Here is a 17879-nt window from a genome sequence, read left to right as displayed (position 1 = left end):
TAATATCCAAAACTACAATGAAAACTTTCTTAAACATTCGTTAATTAGAAGAATTTTGAGGTCAGATTTCTTTATTACATACTGTCCGGCGCCGAGAATCCTAGAACATCAATACAGGTTTCCAAAATCCTTTTGCAAAGCACCAACAGAGAAAGGTGAGATTTCTGTACCTCTTCATCCGTCTGGACAAGGATTTTTGTCTCATGGTAAAACCGGTTAAATGCATTGGAAAGATCATAGATATAGGTACATATCTTATGAGGTGCAAACTCCTCATAGGCGGCTTCCATTACTGCCCCGAAAGCTGCTAGAATGAGCATCAGGTTTTTCTCACTTCTGTCATGAGGGATTAAAACCATGGGTCTTTCCAGGTTTCTCCCCATTTTCTCATACTTATTTAAAATAGACTTGATCCTTACAATGGTATATAAAATATAAGGACCTGAATTTCCTTCAAAAGAGAGAAACCGTTCCATATCAAACACATAATCTTTTGATGCCTGGTTGGATAAATCCCCGTATTTTAATGCGGCTACAGCGACCGTTTCCGCTGTTTTCAGTATTTCTTCCTTCTTTAAGCCTTCCGGTCTGTTTCTGGAATTCTCTTCCATCTTCTGGTACATCTCCCCAGTGATTTCTTTCATTAACACTTCCAGACGCATGACTCCGCCCTCACGGGTCTTAAATGGTTTTCCATCCGTTCCATTCATAGTCCCGAATCCCAGATGCGTCAGTTTCGTACCATCTGGAACCAGTCCTGTCTTTCTGGCACAACGGAATACCTGAAGAAAATGCATCTCCTGGCGCTTGTCCACAACATAAAGAATCATATCCGGATGAAAATCCTTTTCCCGCTGGACAATCGTTGCAAGATCCGTTGTGGTATAAAGAGAAGCTCCGTCTGATTTTTTCAAAATACAGGGAACCACCTCTTTTTCATCTTCTTCACAGGAAACGTCAACCACCAGTGCTCCTTCGCTCTCATAGGCATATCCTTCTTTCTGCATCCGGTCAACCATATCCGGAATGAAGGCTTCTGCATCAGACTCTCCGTACCACAGTTCAAAATGTACGTTCAGATGATCATAGATTTTCCGAATATCCTGAACGGAAATATTTAAGATATGCCTCCAAAGCTCGTAATAACCAGACTTCCGGCTCTGAAGAAAAACGGTCGCCTGCCTGGCTTCTTCCTTAAAATCCTCATCCTTTTTCGCTCTTGAACTGGCTGCTGTATAAAGACTTTCCAGATCAGCAATGGTAAACGGCGCTTTTTCCGGATACTCTCCTATATGCTCATCATCAAAATAAACCAGATCCGGCATTCTATGCTTCAGTTCTGTAATAATAAGCCCCATTTGAAGTCCCCAATCCCCGATATGTACATCACCGATCATTTCATGTCCCATATACCGGCCGATCCGTTTTACGCTTTCTCCGATAATAGCAGAACGGAGATGTCCTACATGAAGAGGCTTAGCCACATTCGGGCCTCCGTAATCCACTATGATAGTTTTTCTTTCTCTGCTCTGTTCACAGCCCATACGGCTGTCACCCAGCATCTCATTGAGGTAAGAAGTTAAAAATTTTTCTGATACGTTAAAATTTATAAATCCTGGAGACAGGACCTGAATCCTGGTAAACAATCCGGAATCTTTTAATTTTCCCGCAATTTCACCTGCAATCTCCAACGGAGCCTTACGAACCTTCTTTGCCAGCGCCATGGCGCCGCTGCACTGGTATTCACACAAATCCGGACGGGCAGACAAGGTTACTGCTGCCTTTTCTCTTTCATAACCACAGGCTTCAAATGCCCTGCCCATTTCAGAGGTTAAAATACTTAAAAACTTGTCCATAAACATTCCATCCCTTCTTAACTGTTAATATTCTTAAATTGCTCAGCCAGTTGATGTGAAGTACCTTCCCTTGTAATAACAAAAATGGTATCATTCCCGGCAATGGTTCCTATGATTTCGTTCCAGCCCAGTTCATCAATGATGGAACAGACCGAGGCAGCCATTCCAGGCTCGCAGGCAATGACAATCACATTCCCTGACTGCTCCACAGCCTTAACTGCCATGGAAAACAGTACAAAAAGCCTGTGGGATATCTGGCGTTTGGGAACGATTCTGCTTTGAAAATATCCTTCTCCATTTACTCCCTTTATAAGGTTCATTTCACGAATGTCCCGGGATAAGGTAGCCTGAGTCACATGAATTCCCTCCCGGCTTAAGCAATCCTTAAGCATTGTCTGGGTCATAATGGGGTGTCGCCTGATCAGTTCAAGGATTTTCTTCTGGCGCCTGCTTTTTATATTATCTTTCTCTAATTCATTCACGGCATTCCCCTTCTATCTACATCTCCTAAAGAATTTCAACTCCAGTTTCCATATCCCGGTCAGGAACCATCAGGGCCAGTTTCCCCGCCCGGTCCTCCGCCACCATCAGCATGCCTTCTGATTTCATCCCTGCCAGCCTGGTGGTCTTCACATTTTCCAGAACCATTACCTTTTTTCCAATGACTTCTTCCGTTTTATAATATCCCTTAAGACCGGAAAGAATCTGGCATATCTTATTCCCGATCTCTACCTGAAAGCATAAAAGCCGGTTTGACTGGGTTACTTCCGTACACTTTACGATCTTTCCTATTTTAAACTTCATTTTAATCAGATGATCACAAGTTACATATTCTTCTTTTTGGTATTCCATTCTTTCCCTCTTACCTTTCCACTTTTTCGCAACGCTCTTTTTGCATAGAGGCAGACCCGCAGGATGCCTCCATTAGTTGACAAGCTTTGCCTGGGTTGTCCGGAACTCATTGGGCAGAACATGTCTGAGTTGAATAAAGTTCCTGCGGAATGTATTTACCGTGCCATAGCCTACTTCAATGGCAATATCCGTAATAGATTTATTCGTATCAAGAAGCATTTCACATGACTTATCTATCCTGAGCCGGTTTATAAAATCAGAAAAATTGCATTCTACCTGCATAATCAAATGCCGGTTCATCTCTTCTATGGAAATGCCGAATTTTTCAGACGTTCCCAGTGCCTGAATATCCTCCTGATAGTTTTTAGTAATATATTCCACAAGTTGGTACGCCAGCCTTTTTTCTTCTATATTAGTAATGTTCAAAACTTTTTGATAGGTTCTCCGATACTCACTGACCTTATTTTCCATCCGACAGGAAAACACCTTGGATATATGCGCCGCATCTACATATCCCAGAATAGGCGCAATATCCTCCAAAGTCATATCCGTATACAAAAGGTAATTGATTATTTTCATAATCCGCATTTCACTCACCAGTTCTTGAAACGCAAGTCCTGTTTTTTCATAGACATACATCCGGACCGATGATTTGCTTAAATAAAACTGTTTTGCAATTCTTTCCAAGGTGATCTTTTCACCCAGATGCATGTAGATGTAACGCAGAATCAACATCCGGTTGTCTTCTAAATCGTTTTTCATACTTATTATTTTATCCCGGTTATCTATCACACGGCAAAATGCAATAATCAAAGAAGAAAGCAGCATAATAATATTTATTTCCTGATAGGACCTTCTTTCCCGAAAATCCATTACCGATTCAATCCCCACCTCTTCCCTGATTTTAAGAAAGAGGTATTCCATCTCTGTTTTCCTTTCATTCGATAGATATGCATAGGGGGATTCTTCCAGTCTCTTTAATACGGAAACCGGATCCCATATGCAGGAAGAAGATTTTAGATTCTCCGCCACCACATCATAATTATATTTAACAATTTCAAAATTTAAGGACTCCTTCACCTCTACGACTTGCGTACATTCCCATGGCAGTATGGAAAGCAGTACCCCTGATTTTAATTCATACCTTTTTCTGTCTATCTCAATACTGCCTTTTCCTTCTCTCACTAAAATGAATCTTGGACTTCTGTGATACAACGGCAAAGTTCTTTCCGTGATTGTTTCGTAATCAAAAGTGCATATTTTTTTAATATCAATCTTTGAACAGAACTGCGTCTGCAGCTCAATATACTCTTTCATCTTGTTAAATCCTTCCAGATTTTGCGAAATACATTTATAAGTTATTGTATATTCATCCGTTTCTCTGTAATATAAGTAGTTTTATTCATACATCAGGAAAAGATATCCCATTTTATCTGCATACAGAGGCGCCGTCTGTTGAACATGCACGCATGTTCGCCCAGCTCACTGTCCTCGTAAATAAAATGGGGGGATATCTTTTCTTTCGTCTTATCTGCTGACAATCCTTGTTCCAGTTGTTCCGTTTAAAGCCTCTGCTGCTTTTTCCAGTGAACAGATAATAGATATTCCATCCTTTTTCTGCTCTATGAATTTCATAGCAGCCTTTACCTTGGGAAGCATGCTGCCTGCAGCAAAATGACCTTCTTCTATATACTGCTCAGCCTGTGCAAGAGTAATCTGAGAAAGATCTTCCTGGTTTGGTTTTCCAAAGTGAATGGAAACCCGGTCCACTGCGGTCAGTATGACAAATACATCTGCCTCCACCAGCTCCGCCAGTTTTTCAGCTGCCAGATCCTTATCAACCACTGCAGCCACTCCATGGTAGGAACCATCCCCGTCTCTGACTACAGGGATGCCGCCGCCTCCGCCGGCAATGACTACATGATTGGCATTAATCAGCGTATTTAATGAAATTCTTTCATAGATGCTTACCGGCTGCGGAGACGCCACCACCCGGCGGTATCCCCGTCCGGAATCCTCTACATACTTCCGGCCGGTTTCCTCCATCAGTTTTTTTGCTTCCGCCTCATCATAATATCTTCCAATGGGTTTCGTAGGATTCTCAAAAGCCGGATCCTTTTCATCCACAATCACCTGCGTCAGCATCGTAATAACAACCGTATCTTCAATGTGATTTCTAACAAGCTCCTGATCAATGGCCTGCTGAAGATGATAACCGATATATCCCTGACTCATAGCCGTACATTCAGGAAGCTGCATATCCGGTACAATTCCCGCCTCATGACCCTTTTCAAAAGCAAGGTTTATCATTCCTACCTGGGGACCGTTGCCATGGCACACGACCACCTCATATCCCGCTTTTACGATATTCACAACTGCCGCCGCCGTAATTCTTACCCGCTCCAACTGTTCTTCCGATGTATTGCCCAGCGCATTTCCGCCCAGGGCGATTACAATTCTTTTCATCCTGGTCAACCTTTCTAGCAAAGTGTTGCATACATAACTGCTTTAATGGTATGCATACGATTTTCTGCCTCATCAAAAACCTTGGAATACCTGGCCTCAAAAACCTGATCTGTTACTTCCATTTCTGCCAGGCCGAATTTCTGATAAATGTCTTCTCCAATGGTGGTTTTTCTGTCATGGAAAGACGGGAGGCAGTGCATGAAGATGGCCTGGTTTCCCGCATTCTCCATAACCGCTTCATTTACCTGATACGGGCTTAAAAGCTTGATGCGTGTCTCCCATACATCATCCGGTTCTCCCATGGAAACCCAGATATCCGTATAGACGACATCGGCTCCCATAGTTCCCTCTTCCACATCTTCCGTCAGCGTTATGGTACACTGATTTTCTGCCGCGATCTCCCGGCACACTTCAACCAGTTCTTCGGCCGGCCACAGATCATTCGGCGCACAGGCTGTAAAATTAAGCCCCATTTTGGCACATGCCACCATTAAGGAATTTCCCATATTGTTTCTGGCATCTCCCATAAAAGTAAAGTTGATTCCCTTTAAAAAGCCAAAGTGCTCTTCAATGGTCAGAAGATCTGCAAGCATCTGGGTGGGGTGAAACTGATCTGTTAATCCGTTCCAAACCGGAACACCCGCATACTGTGCTAGTTCAGTAACCAGTTCCTGGCTGAATCCCCGGTATTCAATCCCATCATACATTCTTCCAAGGACTCTTGCCGTATCCGCAATGCTTTCCTTCTTCCCCATCTGAGAACCGCCCGGATCAAGATATGTAACTCCCATTCCAAGATCATTGCCCGCCACTTCAAAAGAGCATCGGGTTCTTGTGGATGTTTTTTCAAATAATAAAACGATATTTTTTCCCTCAAGATATTTGTGGGGAGTGTTGGTTCTCTTTAAGTTCTTAAAATTCTTAGCCAGATCAATCAAATAGCGGATTTCCTCCGGTGTAAAATCCAATAATTTTAAATAGCTGCGGCCTCGTAAGTTTACTGCCATCTCTTTATCTCCTTTTTCTGTTTTATTTTCAGGTAAAATTTAGTAATTAACGGGTTCACGGTCCAGCGGCATACTCATGCAGCGAGGACCCCCTCTGCCTCTGGACAGTTCCGCACTTGGAATTTCAAGGACCTTCATCCCCCTCTGTCTCAGTAATTCATTGGTCTTTGTGTTACGCTGATAGGTAACTATAGTTCCCGGTGAAATACAAAGGGTATTGGAGCCGTCGTTCCACTGCTCTCTTTCTGCTGCAATCATATCTTCTCCGCCGCATTTGATCAGTTCTACCTTATCAACACCAAGACTTTCTTCCAGAATCGTCTCAAGATCAGAATGAAGGACTTCTACCGTGATTTCACTTCCGCAGTTTCCTTTTTCAATTTTATAAACCCGAAGGGGACCCAGAATTCCCGGATGAATGGTAAATTTATCGTAATCAATCTGGGTGAACACCGTATCCAGGTGCATAAATGCGCGGCTGTTTGGGATGTTAAATCCAAGAATGGTTTTGATTGTACTGTTTTCCTTTTCAAAAATATTCTTTGCCAGCAATTCCAGTGCATCCGGCTCCGTTCTCTGGGAAATTCCCACAGCAAGAACTTTATCGTTGATATTTAAAATATCCCCGCCTTCAATATGAAACGCGTTGTAACGGTCGTAATATTTTTCAACCTTATCTTTAAAATCCGGATGGTATTTAAAGATATACTCTCCATAAATGGTTTCCCTGTTTCTAGTTACAGAATACATCCGGTTTAAACTGACCCCGTTCCCAATACATGCAAATGGGTCACGGGTGAAATACAGATTCGGCATAGGGTCGATCACCAGTTTAGAAGAATCACTCATAAGGTCTACCAGGGAACCGCTCTTTGTATAATTCAGTTCCTTTAAAACAATTCCTTCCATAGATTTAAGTACCAGCGCCTTGCTGTCATCCTTAAATTGCATCATGTAATCATAAATTTTTTTCTTATACAATTCGGTGGATATTCCGGCCTCATTGATCCACTGTTTTATGAACTCATCTCTGATTCCATCGTTTAAGTCCAACACCTCGGCCATAACATCTTCCAGATAAAGCACCTCCACCCCATTGTTCCTCAATGTCTCAGCGAATGCATCATGCTCCTGCTGTGCAGCCTCTAAAAAAGGAATATCATCAAAGAGAAGCCTCTCCAATGTATCCGGCGTCAGATTTAATAATTCCTTTCCTGGTCTGTGCAGCAATACTCGTTTTAAGCGACCAATTTCACTTTTTACATTAATACTCTGCATAATCAGTAACCTCCTTTTATGTTTTCTCTTCTTCCAATTGTTTATCATTGGCATCCTTTACAACGTTTTTGCTCTTTAGCTCTCACGTCCATCAGAGAATAGCACCAAAAATCAGGGTTTGGAATAAACTTTTTCATCTATTTTTATGAATGCTCTACATTTTAGACAAAACCTTCCATAAACTTTGTACATTTCTCACAATTTATCTTGACTTGATTTTTCTTACACGCTATACTGAAAGAAAAAATTTCAAGAGGAATCATGAAATTGATACTTTACTTGTATGACAATACACTTTTAATTTTATATTTCGGAGTGTGCCTTCTGGCTTTCTGCCGCTATTTAAGTGAACGATGCGGTATCTCTGCCTGGCTGTCTGCACTCTATTTCTTTTTATTCGCCAATCAGCTAGTTGTATCTATGGCAGAATTTATTCCCGAATTCACCCGGATCTACCAGGATGCTTATATTTCCATGCCCATATGGAGTACGGTTATTTCCATATCCGTTTCCATCTGCCTGTTAAAATTGAGCTGTCTGCTGAATCATACCTTAAAAGTTCCCTTCTATGAATCCATTGCTTTGTATCCATTTATTTTTCTTCTGCTGGTGGTTCCCACCTTAAAAAGCAGCAAGGGCGCCCTGTTTATTTATAACTCTCTATTCCCCATCTTCCTGCTTTACAGAAGTTTTTCGTTTCATGCTCTTGCAAATAAGACAGGTACTGCTCAGAAAGAGAAACCTTTATCCGTTTTTCATCCCATAGTCTTCCAGGCCTTTATCATTTTTTCCCTTTCCGGTATATTGGAAACCTTTATCAGGATTTTTGCTTTCCCCACTTATGGCATGATTTCCTTCTCCCGTATTCTTTCCATTGATTTTTTATTTGCTGCCACCGCCCTGATCTATATCTGTTTTTTCCTGCAAAAAACAGCAGCTCTGCATGCATGCAAAACTGCTGTGAATTTCCAGGAGTCGGATTTGGAGGTTGAAACTTCACCAAATGACGAACCTGCTCTCTATTATTCTTTTTGTAACTCCTATCATCTCACTCTGCGGGAACAAACTATCCTTACAGAGCTGTTAAACCATGCCACCGATAAGCAGATCAGCGCCAAACTTCTTATCTCAGCATTTACCGTCCGATCCCATGTCCATAACCTTCTGAAAAAAACCGGCACAAAATCCCGGCAGGAGTTATGCGTTCTGTATGAAAACAGCAAAAAGCAGAACTCAGGTTAATGGATTTTGCCCCCAGCTTACATAAAATTCCTTATATTTATGAATCAGTTCCGACCTGTTCCTGGAATCCGTTTTTTCATAAATTCCATGGGCATGAAATTTTACGGTTCCCACAGACAGTCCCAGTTCTTCTGCCATTTTCTGATAGGTCCAGTCTTTCATCAGCAGAAACAGCACATCACGCTGGCGGTTGCTCAGTCCATAAGCTGTGATAAAAGGCTCCTCTTCCAATGGGACTTCCTTTTCCGGCCCGGCTTTACACGGAGCTGCTTCTGCCTGCTCTATGCTTTGAGTCAGTTGTGAAAATCCATTCTTTACTCCGATGATTGCCAGAATCGCAAAAAATATATCTTCGCTCAAATTATGTTCCGTAAACACTTTCAAGTCAAGAATATTGACCACATACTGAAAATTAAAGATAACTGTACTGTCTTCGGCGAAAACCAGAACAGCAAAAATACCGCCAACAAGAAAAAGGGACCGATATTTACTGATCCGTATCTGATACTCTCTGTCCTTGGAATATGCATAATAGATAAAATAATAAAGAACATAGCCTGCCAGATATATCTGACGGATTGTGTAAAATATCCAGTGCTGCGTTGCCGAACCATTTAAGTTCCCTACATATACCGTAACACATATAAGCGGCATCATAACAATGGCATGAAGGAACCCGATTTTTTTCTCAAGAAAAGAAGTTGTCAGACACAGATACAGGGCGCTTATTGCAATTCCGCAGATAACCTTAACGCCGAAGTAGGTCAGCACATGATAAGCCCCTTCGAAAAGGGGCACTTTAAGAAGAAAATCAGACATGAAAATAATCATGGAATTCAGGCAGTAAAAGAACATAAGCACGCCGGTCTCTAAATCCCTGACATGCTTGTGTTTGCAGTATGCAGTTACATTAAGCGTACCGGAACAGGCAAAAATTATGATCAGTACGATGTCAAATATAAAAATTATTGTACTCATTTGAACCTCCATTATCCTGGATGTCTCTTTGAGGTAAACCGGGAGCTCACAGTCCCCCGGCTGGTAGTACTACTGGTGAACCCAGGCCGCTTCGCAGTACCCTCAGCTTAAGGACTGCCTGTCCATGTTCAGACTATGACTCACTCCTGATCCAGAAGAATCATCGAAGGAGTTCCAAATGGTGTTTTTCAGTCAGGTAATCAAACAGCGATTCCACCGATTATCAGCATATAAACAGAGATGGCGGCCCCCAGAAGAATGAACAGTATAACGATCCCTTCCTTTTTTGAAAAGACTTTTTCTGCTCCGTTTTCTTTTCTTGCTCTCACGTACAGGAAAATACCGATAATATAAACCAGCATGCAAAGCAGAAAATATCCGATTCCGGAAGCCCAAATTGCCCATGCATAAAAGACGGTTCCGATAATTCCTACTGCCAGCTGTCCGGCCTCCCCCCTTTTTCCGCGATTTTCATAAGAAAGCTTCATCTGATATACGCATACCAGGATCCATGTAATAAAGATTGCTGCAGTACATAGAGAATAAGCAAAATTATAGGCTTTATCCGTAAATAACAGGGTAAAGATAAAAATCTGGGAAAGAACAGTCATAAAGACCAGAGAGAAGGTTGGTACATTTTTGGCATTTATTTCTCCAAATTTTTTCGGAAGAAGATTCTGCTGTGCCATCAGCAATGTGGTTTCAACAGGAAGCATAGTCCATGACAACCAACAGCCCGCGACTGATATAATCATTGCAATATTGATAAAAGCCGCTCCCCACGGGCCTACGATATAAGAAAGGAGATATGCCATGGTAGGCTGCTTTAGTTCACATATCTCACCGCGGCTCATTAATCCATAGGGCAAAAGAGATAAAAGAAGATAGACACATAAAAGTCCTGACAGACCAAGTACGGTGGCTTTCCCCGCCGTTTTTTTTGTTTTAGCACGATCTGACATCATTGCCGCGCCCTCAATTCCCACGAATACCCACATGAGCACCATCATGCTGGAATTTACCTGAGACATCACATCTTTGAAAGAAAATTTTCCTGAAACAGTTCCCCAGAAATCCATAGTAAATATGTCCGTTTTAAACGCTATAATTGCCACAATGGAAAAAAGCAAAAGAGGAACTAATTTGCAGACAGTTATTATAACATTTAAAAATGCTGCGCTTTCAATCCCCCTGTTTACAACCAGACACATAATCCATAATATCACACTTGCCACAATAATGGAGAGAAGATTGCTTCCGTCCCCAAGTGCGGGGATAAAATAGCTGAGTGCACTCATCATAATAGTGGCAAAAGCAATATTGCCAAGCCACGCGGATAACCAGTATCCCCATCCGCTGATGAATCCTCCAAACGGGCCAAATGTCTCTGTTGCATAACTGAAAATCCCACTTAATTCAGGCCGCTTATTAATAATATTGGTCAATGCCAGGCACAGCATGAGAACTCCCACGCCGGTGATGATCCACGCCACAATAGCTGCCCCAGGACTTGTCCCCTCCGCCATGTCCGACGCAATACCAAATATTCCGCTTCCGATAGAAGAACTGATTACCAGTGCAGTCAGTGCCAAAAGTCCCAGTTTCTTATTCTCCGTTTCCATAAGAACCTCCTTATTATAAAAGTTTCATGTATATTTATACTTTTATAATAAGGAATTACAGAAAAAGATGTCTGACAAAAAAGGGCTTTTTTCTTGTAATTTGGCACCGTATTTTTTACCGATTAGATCGCATAGGATTTACAATAATAGAAATATCGGTATTTTCCGCTTCACAGTTAATACCGTTCAAAAACAAGTATAACCTTTTACCGTTGTAAATGAATAATTAAAAAATGCACAGAACACGACTTTCATCCTTGAAAAATCACCATACCGGGTAAACTTAAAAAGCAGCCGTCCTGCTAAGGACAGCTGCTTTCCATTTCCTATCTGCAAAGTCCGCTGCGGCATCTCCTGCGGTGCATCTCATTAAGAAGAAGCACATTGACGACGCCATCCAGCAAACCGTCATCAGTCCTCTGGCTCCATGGCCCTCTCGGTCCCCATGGACCCCATGGACCCCATGATCCTGGCCCCCACGGTTCTCTCGGCCCACAAGGTCCTCCCCACGGCCCGCAAGGTCCCCACGGCCCTCTAGGCCCTCTTGGTCCCCTTGGTCCTCTTGGTCCCCTTGGTCCCCTTGGTCCCCACGGATCCCATGATGAACCACGGTCCTGAGACAGCAGATCCGATTCTTCCATCTCTTCTGTTCCCCACTCCATCTGTTCCGCCAGCTCTTGCTCCGCTGCCGTCGGTTCTTCATATTCTGGTCCTTCTGTCATTTCATCCATCAGGATACCATCTTTACGTATCTGGTCGCATATAGAATCGCAGATCTGGTTAATCATCATTCGGTCCGGAAATTCGTCATACATGGGACTGTTCTTATAATCCAGATGATCGCACGCTGATACTACATATTCCTGCAACCGTTTCATATGTCCTGGGTACATTCCCTGTAGGTATTCCAAATCCTGTACAATAGAATCCTTTCTTTCCAAGGAACGCCCTGCAGCACTCCTGTCACCATAAAGCATATATGGCTCCAGATCCTGAAAGCTGTTTCCATAAGTATAATCCGGGTTAATAGGCACGGTTGTTATCACTCCCTGCTTTCTGCTTATACAACACTATAGTATGCAAAGCAAAAAGGCAAGGTGCAAAATCACAGGAAAAGAAAATACGGTTTTCTGATTGGCAAGCCATCAGAAAACCGTATTTTCTTTTTACTTCACATCGAACAGGCGCTCCGGATACACACCTTCTGAAACCAGGCCCCTGATAGCCGCAGCAACAGCAGGCTTGTCCTCTTTATAAGTTACACCAAACCACCGGTCTCTTGTTTCAAGCACCGTTACCTGCGCTTTTTGAGAATGAACAAGCTTATCGATGATTTTAGGAAGCAAATATTCCGTTTTCACATCCCCCTCTTTTAAACCGGCCAAAAACTCCGGGAATCCTCTCTCCAGCTCCTCAAGAAAGGCTGGGGAAAGCCCCCACATATTCATGGAAACATTTTGATCTAGCGGGATTTTCACCGGGGTTCCTTCCTCACTGCGGCCTTCTGCCCAGTCTTCACTTCGCCTGATCTCATATGTCTCTGTAACCCCTTTCAGTATCCCTCTTTCATCTACCTGGCATACCCCCCTGGTCACTCCACCATTTTCGCTCAAGGTGTTGCCCAGAACAAATCCTCCCATGCAGATATCAAAAGGCTTAGACATTGGATCCATCTCATTTACCAGATATTCATGAATCTTTATAAAACCTTCTTTTCCATAATAGTCATCCGCATTAATCACGACAAAAGGTTCATGGATCACCGTTTGGGCACATAAAAGCGCCTGGCCGGTTCCCCATGGCTTTGTTCTGTCAGCCGGCTTTGCATAGCCTGGAGGAAGGTCATCCAGTTCCTGATAAGCGTACTCCACATGAGCGATCTTTTCGATCCTCTTTCCAATGATCTCCTTAAAATCCTGTTCCAGATCCTTTCTTATGATGAACACGACTTTGTCAAATCCGGCATTCAGAGCATCGTATATGGAATAGTCCATGATAATCTCACCGCTCGGTCCTACGGGTTCCAGTTGTTTGATCCCTCCGCCAAACCGGCTGCCAATGCCCGCCGCCATAATCACTAATGATGTCTTCTTCATAACACTATCTCCCTGTTTGTTTAATCTGCCTAATAGTATAACACAAAAGAGAGGTTTAATCCATAGATACCGGATCATCCGCGCTCCCTCTTCTCATTTACAAAGATTCATTTATCATAGAAAAAGGGATTTGGACTTATTTTGCAAGGTCCAAATCCCTTTCTTACTTTACTTTGTAAGTGAAAGCCTTATTAGGGCCCTTTTCAGAGCAGATTCCGCTCTGATAATATCAATCTCTCCGCTCTGTTCCTTTAAGCGGCGTTCTGCACGGATCCTAGCCTCCTCTGCACGGTTTGCATCAATCTCTCCCGGCCATTCAACAACTTCCGCCATTATGACGATCTTCTCCGGTAAAATCTCAGTAAAACCAGACATCAGGGCCGCTTCCTTCACTCCGCCTTCCTCGTGAATCTTTAAAATTCCCGGGGCAACGATGGCGGTCATGGGGATATGATTCCGGTATACACCGATATCCCCTTCCGTGGTAGTCAGCTCCATCATGGAAGCCTCTCCCTCGTAAAACTTTCGTTCCGGAGAGATGATCTGCAGTTTGAATAAATCAGCCATATTCCAACCCCCTATTTTTTCACACGGGCAAGAACGTCCTCGATGCTGCCTGCATTTAAGAAATAGCTCTCCGGAATATCATCATGCTTTCCTTCTAAAATCTCCTTAAAGCCCTGAATGGTATCAGAAAGCGGCACATAGCGGCCTTCCAGACCGGTGAACTGTCCTGCAACGAAGAAAGGCTGAGAAAGGAATCTCTGAATCTTTCTTGCACGGGCCACCGTGATCTTATCTTCCTCAGAAAGCTCATCCATACCCAGCATGGCAATGATATCCTGAAGTTCTTTATATTTCTGAAGCACCTCCTGAACCCCGCGGGCAACACGGTAGTGTTCCTCACCTACGATACGGGGATCAAGGATTCTGGATGTGGAACTAAGGGGATCAACCGCCGGATAAATACCCAGCTCCACGATGGAACGGTCAAGAACCGTGGTCGCATCCAGATGGGCGAATGTGTTGGCCGGAGCCGGGTCCGTAAGGTCATCGGCCGGAACGTAAACTGCCTGAACCGATGTGATGGAACCATTCTTCGTGGAAGTGATCCTCTCCTGAAGAGCGCCCATCTCCGTCTGCAGGGTCGGCTGATAGCCTACTGCGGAAGGCATACGTCCAAGCAGAGCGGAAACCTCAGAGCCTGCCTGGGTAAAACGGAAAATGTTGTCAATGAATAACAGTACATCCTTTCCGCCCTGGTCACGGAAATACTCAGCCATGGTAAGGCCGGTAAGGCCTACCCTCATTCGGGCACCCGGCGGCTCATTCATCTGTCCGAATACCATGGTTGTTTTATTTATAACGCCTGATTCCTGCATCTCGTGATAAAGGTCATTTCCTTCACGGGTGCGCTCACCAACGCCGGTGAATACGGAATATCCGCCATGCTCTGTAGCGATGTTACGGATCAGCTCCTGAATTAATACAGTCTTACCTACTCCTGCACCACCGAAAAGGCCGATCTTACCACCCCTTTGATAAGGGCAGAGAAGGTCAACGACCTTGATACCGGTTTCCAGAACCTCCGTTTCAGTGGACTGCTCCTCAAAGGTGGGAGCCGGTCTGTGAATCGGAAAACGCTCCTTTACTACCGGTGCCGGTTTATTATCGATCGGATCACCCAGAACGTTAAATAAACGTCCCAATGTTTCCTCTCCAACCGGTACGGTAATCGGACCGCCGGTAGCAACCGCGTCCATACCACGTACCAGTCCATCGGTGGATCCCATGGCGATACATCGTACCGTGTCATCGCCAAGATGCTGAGATACTTCTACAACCAGTCTGCCGCCATCCTTTGCAGCGATATCAATGGCTTCATTGATATCGGGCAGCTTGCCCTGGCTGAACTTGATATCCAGTACGGCACCGATGATCTGAGTGATCTTACCAATATTTTGTCCTGCCATCTTGTTTCTCCTTCTTTTATATTTCTCTCATTCCTGAAAAATAAAGTTCGATTCGCCTTATGAAATCGCATTGGCACCGGCTATGATCTCGGTAAGCTCCTGGGTAATGGACCCCTGTCTTGCCCGGTTATATGCCAGTCCAAGTTCTTCTATCATCTCTTCCGCATTATTCGTTGCAGAGTCCATGGCTGCCCTTCTGGCCCCGTTCTCACTGGCAACGGCCTCCAGCAAAGCGCCATAGATCATGCTGCTCATATACTTAGGAATAATGGAATCCAATACCTGATCCTCATCCGGCTCATAATTCATTAAAGTCAGATCCGTCTTTTCACTTCCCTTTTCCATTTCAACCGGGAGAAGCTTTTTAAGAGTCGGTATTTGGGTTACAGTATTCTTAAAAGATGTATAAGCCAGATAAATTTCACCTATCCGGTTCTGTCCAAAGGCGTCTAAAAGCTCCATGGTAATATCGGCCGCATCGCGGTAGATCGGTTCATTGATCACCTCGGAATAATCCGCGGCAACCGTATATCCCTTTCTCGCCAGTGCTTCCTTCCCTTTCCGTCCGACGGCGTAAACATCCGTAAGTTCCGGCGTAAGCCTCTCATCTCCATGAACCATTTTGGCAATGTTGCTGTTATAGCCCCCTGCCAATCCACGGTTTGAAGTGATGACGATAACTGCCTTCCTCTTAGAGTCACCTGGTTTTAAATACTTATGGTCAATGCTGCCGGATTTGCGCAGCATCGAGCCTATGGTATCATACATCATGTCGTAATAGGGTTTGGATTCCTCTGCCTTTGCTTTGGACTTCTGCAGCTTAACGGTAGATATGAGCTTCATGGCTTTTGTAATCTGTTCGGTACTGGAAATACTGTCTCTTCTTCGTTTGATATCCCTAATGGATGCCATGATTGTTCACCTGCCTTTAAAAAACACCTGCTTTGCATTCGTTAATTGCCTTTACCAGCAATTCTTCCGTCTCAGGCGTGATCTGCTTTGTCTCGCGGATGCTTGCGGGAATTTCAGAATATTTGGTGTCAATGAAACTGGTCAGAGCCTTTTCAAAATCAAGGATTTTCCCAGTAGGAATATCCAAGAGCAGCTTCTTTGTCGCCGCGAAGATAATGATGATCTGGTATTCAACCGGCATCGGCTGATACTGGCCCTGCTTTAATACCTCTCTGATCCTCTCGCCCTGGGCAAGCTGTTCTGCCGTTTCCTTATCAAGCTCGGAACCAAACTGCGCAAAGCTCGCAAGCTCGCGGTACTGCGCCAGTTCCACACGGATAGGAGCTGCGATCTTTTTCATAGCCTTGATCTGGGCGGAACCGCCTACTCGGGATACGGAAAGTCCAGCGTTGATGGCAGGACGGAAACCAGAGTTAAACATTTCTGTCTCCAGGTAAATCTGTCCGTCTGTGATGGAAATGACATTGGTCGGAATATAAGCGGATACGTCTCCAGCCTGGGTCTCAATGATCGGAAGGGCTGTTAAAGAACCGCCTCCCAGCTCTTCTGAAAGTCTGGAGGCTCTCTCCAGCAATCTGGAATGCAGATAGAAAACATCGCCCGGGTAAGCTTCACGGCCCGGCGGTCTCTTAAGCAGCAATGACAGGGTACGGTAAGCGGCTGCATGTTTACTTAAATCATCGTAAACAACCAATACATCCTCTCCGTTTTCCATCCATTCCTCTCCTATGGCGCATCCGGAATATGGAGCAATATACTGAAGAGGAGCTAAATCGGAAGCAGTTGATACGACAATGGTGGTATAATCCATAGCGCCGTACTCTTCCAGTGTCTTAACAATGTTGGCAACCGTAGATGCCTTCTGGCCAATGGCTACATAAATGCAATGAACCCCCTGGCCCTTCTGATTAATGATCGTATCAAGAGCAATCGCCGTCTTTCCGGTCTGGCGGTCACCGATGATCAGCTCACGCTGTCCTCTTCCGATGGGGATCATGGCATCAATAGCCTTAATACCGGTCTGAAGAGGGGTATCTACTGATTTTCTTTCAATAACGCCATGAGCCACACGCTCAATCTTACGGAATTTGTCTGTCTGTATCGGTCCTTTTCCATCAATGGGCTGTCCTAAGGCATTAACAACACGCCCGGTCAATGCATCACCAACAGGAACTTCCACCACTCGTCCGGTAGTCTTAACCGTATCGCCCTCGCTGATCGCGCCGGCACCCAATAAAACTGCACCAACGTTATCCTCTTCCAGGTTGAGCACCATGCCGTAGATTTCTCCCGGAAATTCAAGAAGTTCCCCCTGCATGGCATTTTCAAGGCCATGGATACGGGCAATTCCGTCCGCCACCTGAATGACTGTACCGACATCAGAGACATCCATTTTCGTGGAATATCTTTGTATCTGTTCCTTGATGACGGAACTGATCTCTTCTGGTCTTAAATTCATTAAGGTTTGCACCTTCTTTCTTTATTTATATGGAAGTTCGATTCGCCTCTCGGCTCCTCGAGCGGCTGATTTACTAAA

General features: G+C 44.1%; 16 protein-coding genes. 1 reads left to right on the top strand and 15 read right to left on the bottom strand.

Annotated features, from left to right (window positions below):
- Positions 1 to 74: 74 nt before the first annotated feature.
- The 7 genes from argS to arcA all read right to left on the bottom strand — a co-directional run bounded on the left by argS (position 75) and on the right by arcA (position 7459).
- Entirely contained in the window at positions 75 to 1856 is a 1782-nt protein-coding gene (argS, locus tag AC27IJ_RS23470; RefSeq protein WP_487151004.1) for an arginine--tRNA ligase, read from the bottom strand.
- A 17-nt stretch (positions 1857 to 1873) separates the two neighbouring features.
- Positions 1874 to 2338 carry an arginine repressor gene (locus AC27IJ_RS23465; protein ID WP_312441112.1) on the bottom strand — a complete coding sequence of 155 codons (465 nt, stop codon included), beginning with the start codon at positions 2336 to 2338 and terminating at the stop codon, positions 1874 to 1876.
- A 25-nt stretch (positions 2339 to 2363) separates the two neighbouring features.
- Entirely contained in the window at positions 2364 to 2708 is a 345-nt protein-coding gene (locus tag AC27IJ_RS23460) for a hypothetical protein (protein WP_313181582.1), read from the bottom strand.
- 72 nt (positions 2709 to 2780) lie between these two features.
- Positions 2781 to 4025 (bottom strand): AraC family transcriptional regulator, encoded by a 1245-nt coding sequence (locus tag AC27IJ_RS23455; protein ID WP_487151002.1) that lies wholly within the window; start codon positions 4023 to 4025, stop codon positions 2781 to 2783.
- Positions 4026 to 4235: 210 nt separating this feature from the next.
- A complete protein-coding gene (arcC, locus tag AC27IJ_RS23450; protein WP_313259493.1) occupies positions 4236 to 5174 on the bottom strand; it encodes a carbamate kinase in 939 nt (312 codons plus the stop codon).
- 14 nt (positions 5175 to 5188) lie between these two features.
- Positions 5189 to 6181 (bottom strand): ornithine carbamoyltransferase, encoded by a 993-nt coding sequence (gene argF, locus AC27IJ_RS23445; protein ID WP_312441107.1) that lies wholly within the window; start codon positions 6179 to 6181, stop codon positions 5189 to 5191.
- A gap of 39 nt (positions 6182 to 6220) precedes the next feature.
- The gene (arcA, locus tag AC27IJ_RS23440) at positions 6221 to 7459 is read right to left on the bottom strand and encodes an arginine deiminase (RefSeq protein ID WP_487150999.1); all 1239 of its coding nucleotides are present in this window, start codon (positions 7457 to 7459) and stop codon (positions 6221 to 6223) included.
- Positions 7460 to 7720: 261 nt separating this feature from the next.
- Between arcA and AC27IJ_RS23435 the strand changes: the two genes are divergently transcribed.
- A complete protein-coding gene (locus AC27IJ_RS23435; RefSeq protein ID WP_487150997.1) occupies positions 7721 to 8701 on the top strand; it encodes a helix-turn-helix domain-containing protein in 981 nt (326 codons plus the stop codon).
- Here AC27IJ_RS23435 and AC27IJ_RS23430 read toward each other — a convergent pair.
- The 8 genes from AC27IJ_RS23430 to atpA all read right to left on the bottom strand — a co-directional run bounded on the left by AC27IJ_RS23430 (position 8693) and on the right by atpA (position 17801).
- The gene (locus AC27IJ_RS23430) at positions 8693 to 9679 is read right to left on the bottom strand and encodes a helix-turn-helix transcriptional regulator (RefSeq protein ID WP_487150995.1); all 987 of its coding nucleotides are present in this window, start codon (positions 9677 to 9679) and stop codon (positions 8693 to 8695) included. The two genes, AC27IJ_RS23435 and AC27IJ_RS23430, sit on opposite strands and share 9 nt — an antisense overlap.
- Before the next feature lie 200 nt (positions 9680 to 9879).
- Positions 9880 to 11301 (bottom strand): arginine-ornithine antiporter, encoded by a 1422-nt coding sequence (arcD, locus tag AC27IJ_RS23425; RefSeq protein ID WP_487150993.1) that lies wholly within the window; start codon positions 11299 to 11301, stop codon positions 9880 to 9882.
- 326 nt (positions 11302 to 11627) lie between these two features.
- Positions 11628 to 12347, bottom strand: a complete 720-nt coding sequence (locus tag AC27IJ_RS23420) for a hypothetical protein (protein WP_312441102.1) — start codon at positions 12345 to 12347, stop codon at positions 11628 to 11630.
- 120 nt (positions 12348 to 12467) lie between these two features.
- Complete coding sequence (locus tag AC27IJ_RS23415) at positions 12468 to 13397, bottom strand: sugar phosphate nucleotidyltransferase (RefSeq protein ID WP_312502691.1); 930 nt, start codon at positions 13395 to 13397, stop codon at positions 12468 to 12470.
- Between the two features lie 168 nt (positions 13398 to 13565).
- The gene (gene atpC, locus AC27IJ_RS23410; RefSeq protein ID WP_312441100.1) at positions 13566 to 13964 is read right to left on the bottom strand and encodes an ATP synthase F1 subunit epsilon; all 399 of its coding nucleotides are present in this window, start codon (positions 13962 to 13964) and stop codon (positions 13566 to 13568) included.
- Between the two features lie 11 nt (positions 13965 to 13975).
- Complete coding sequence (gene atpD / locus AC27IJ_RS23405; protein WP_312441099.1) at positions 13976 to 15370, bottom strand: F0F1 ATP synthase subunit beta; 1395 nt, start codon at positions 15368 to 15370, stop codon at positions 13976 to 13978.
- Positions 15371 to 15427: 57 nt separating this feature from the next.
- Positions 15428 to 16282 carry an ATP synthase F1 subunit gamma gene (atpG, locus tag AC27IJ_RS23400; protein WP_312441098.1) on the bottom strand — a complete coding sequence of 285 codons (855 nt, stop codon included), beginning with the start codon at positions 16280 to 16282 and terminating at the stop codon, positions 15428 to 15430.
- 16 nt (positions 16283 to 16298) lie between these two features.
- On the bottom strand, positions 16299 to 17801 hold the full coding sequence (gene atpA / locus AC27IJ_RS23395; protein ID WP_312441097.1) for a F0F1 ATP synthase subunit alpha: 1503 nt from the start codon (positions 17799 to 17801) through the stop codon (positions 16299 to 16301).
- Between the last annotated feature and the right edge of the window lie 78 nt (positions 17802 to 17879).

Source organism: Lacrimispora sp. YZC11, assembly GCF_057543815.1.
The sequence above is the reverse complement of the archived record's forward strand: the minus strand, read 5'-3'. Positions and strand labels throughout refer to the sequence as shown.

Bases quoted from the DNA above. Each gene is read 5' to 3' on its own strand.
- atpG (WP_312441098.1), bottom strand. From the start codon at position 16,282: ATGGCATCCATTAGGGATATCAAACGAAGAAGAGACAGTATTTCCAGT.
- arcD (WP_487150993.1), bottom strand. From the start codon at position 11,301: ATGGAAACGGAGAATAAGAAACTGGGACTTTTGGCACTGACTGCACTG.
- argF (WP_312441107.1), bottom strand. From the start codon at position 6,181: ATGGCAGTAAACTTACGAGGCCGCAGCTATTTAAAATTATTGGATTTT.
- atpC (WP_312441100.1), bottom strand. From the start codon at position 13,964: ATGGCTGATTTATTCAAACTGCAGATCATCTCTCCGGAACGAAAGTTT.
- atpA (WP_312441097.1), bottom strand. From the start codon at position 17,801: ATGAATTTAAGACCAGAAGAGATCAGTTCCGTCATCAAGGAACAGATA.
- AC27IJ_RS23415 (WP_312502691.1), bottom strand. From the start codon at position 13,397: ATGAAGAAGACATCATTAGTGATTATGGCGGCGGGCATTGGCAGCCGG.
- atpD (WP_312441099.1), bottom strand. From the start codon at position 15,370: ATGGCAGGACAAAATATTGGTAAGATCACTCAGATCATCGGTGCCGTA.
- arcC (WP_313259493.1), bottom strand. From the start codon at position 5,174: ATGAAAAGAATTGTAATCGCCCTGGGCGGAAATGCGCTGGGCAATACA.
- AC27IJ_RS23455 (WP_487151002.1), bottom strand. From the start codon at position 4,025: ATGAAAGAGTATATTGAGCTGCAGACGCAGTTCTGTTCAAAGATTGAT.
- argS (WP_487151004.1), bottom strand. From the start codon at position 1,856: ATGGACAAGTTTTTAAGTATTTTAACCTCTGAAATGGGCAGGGCATTT.
- arcA (WP_487150999.1), bottom strand. From the start codon at position 7,459: ATGCAGAGTATTAATGTAAAAAGTGAAATTGGTCGCTTAAAACGAGTA.
- AC27IJ_RS23460 (WP_313181582.1), bottom strand. From the start codon at position 2,708: ATGGAATACCAAAAAGAAGAATATGTAACTTGTGATCATCTGATTAAA.
- AC27IJ_RS23435 (WP_487150997.1), top strand. From the start codon at position 7,721: ATGAAATTGATACTTTACTTGTATGACAATACACTTTTAATTTTATAT.
- AC27IJ_RS23430 (WP_487150995.1), bottom strand. From the start codon at position 9,679: ATGAGTACAATAATTTTTATATTTGACATCGTACTGATCATAATTTTT.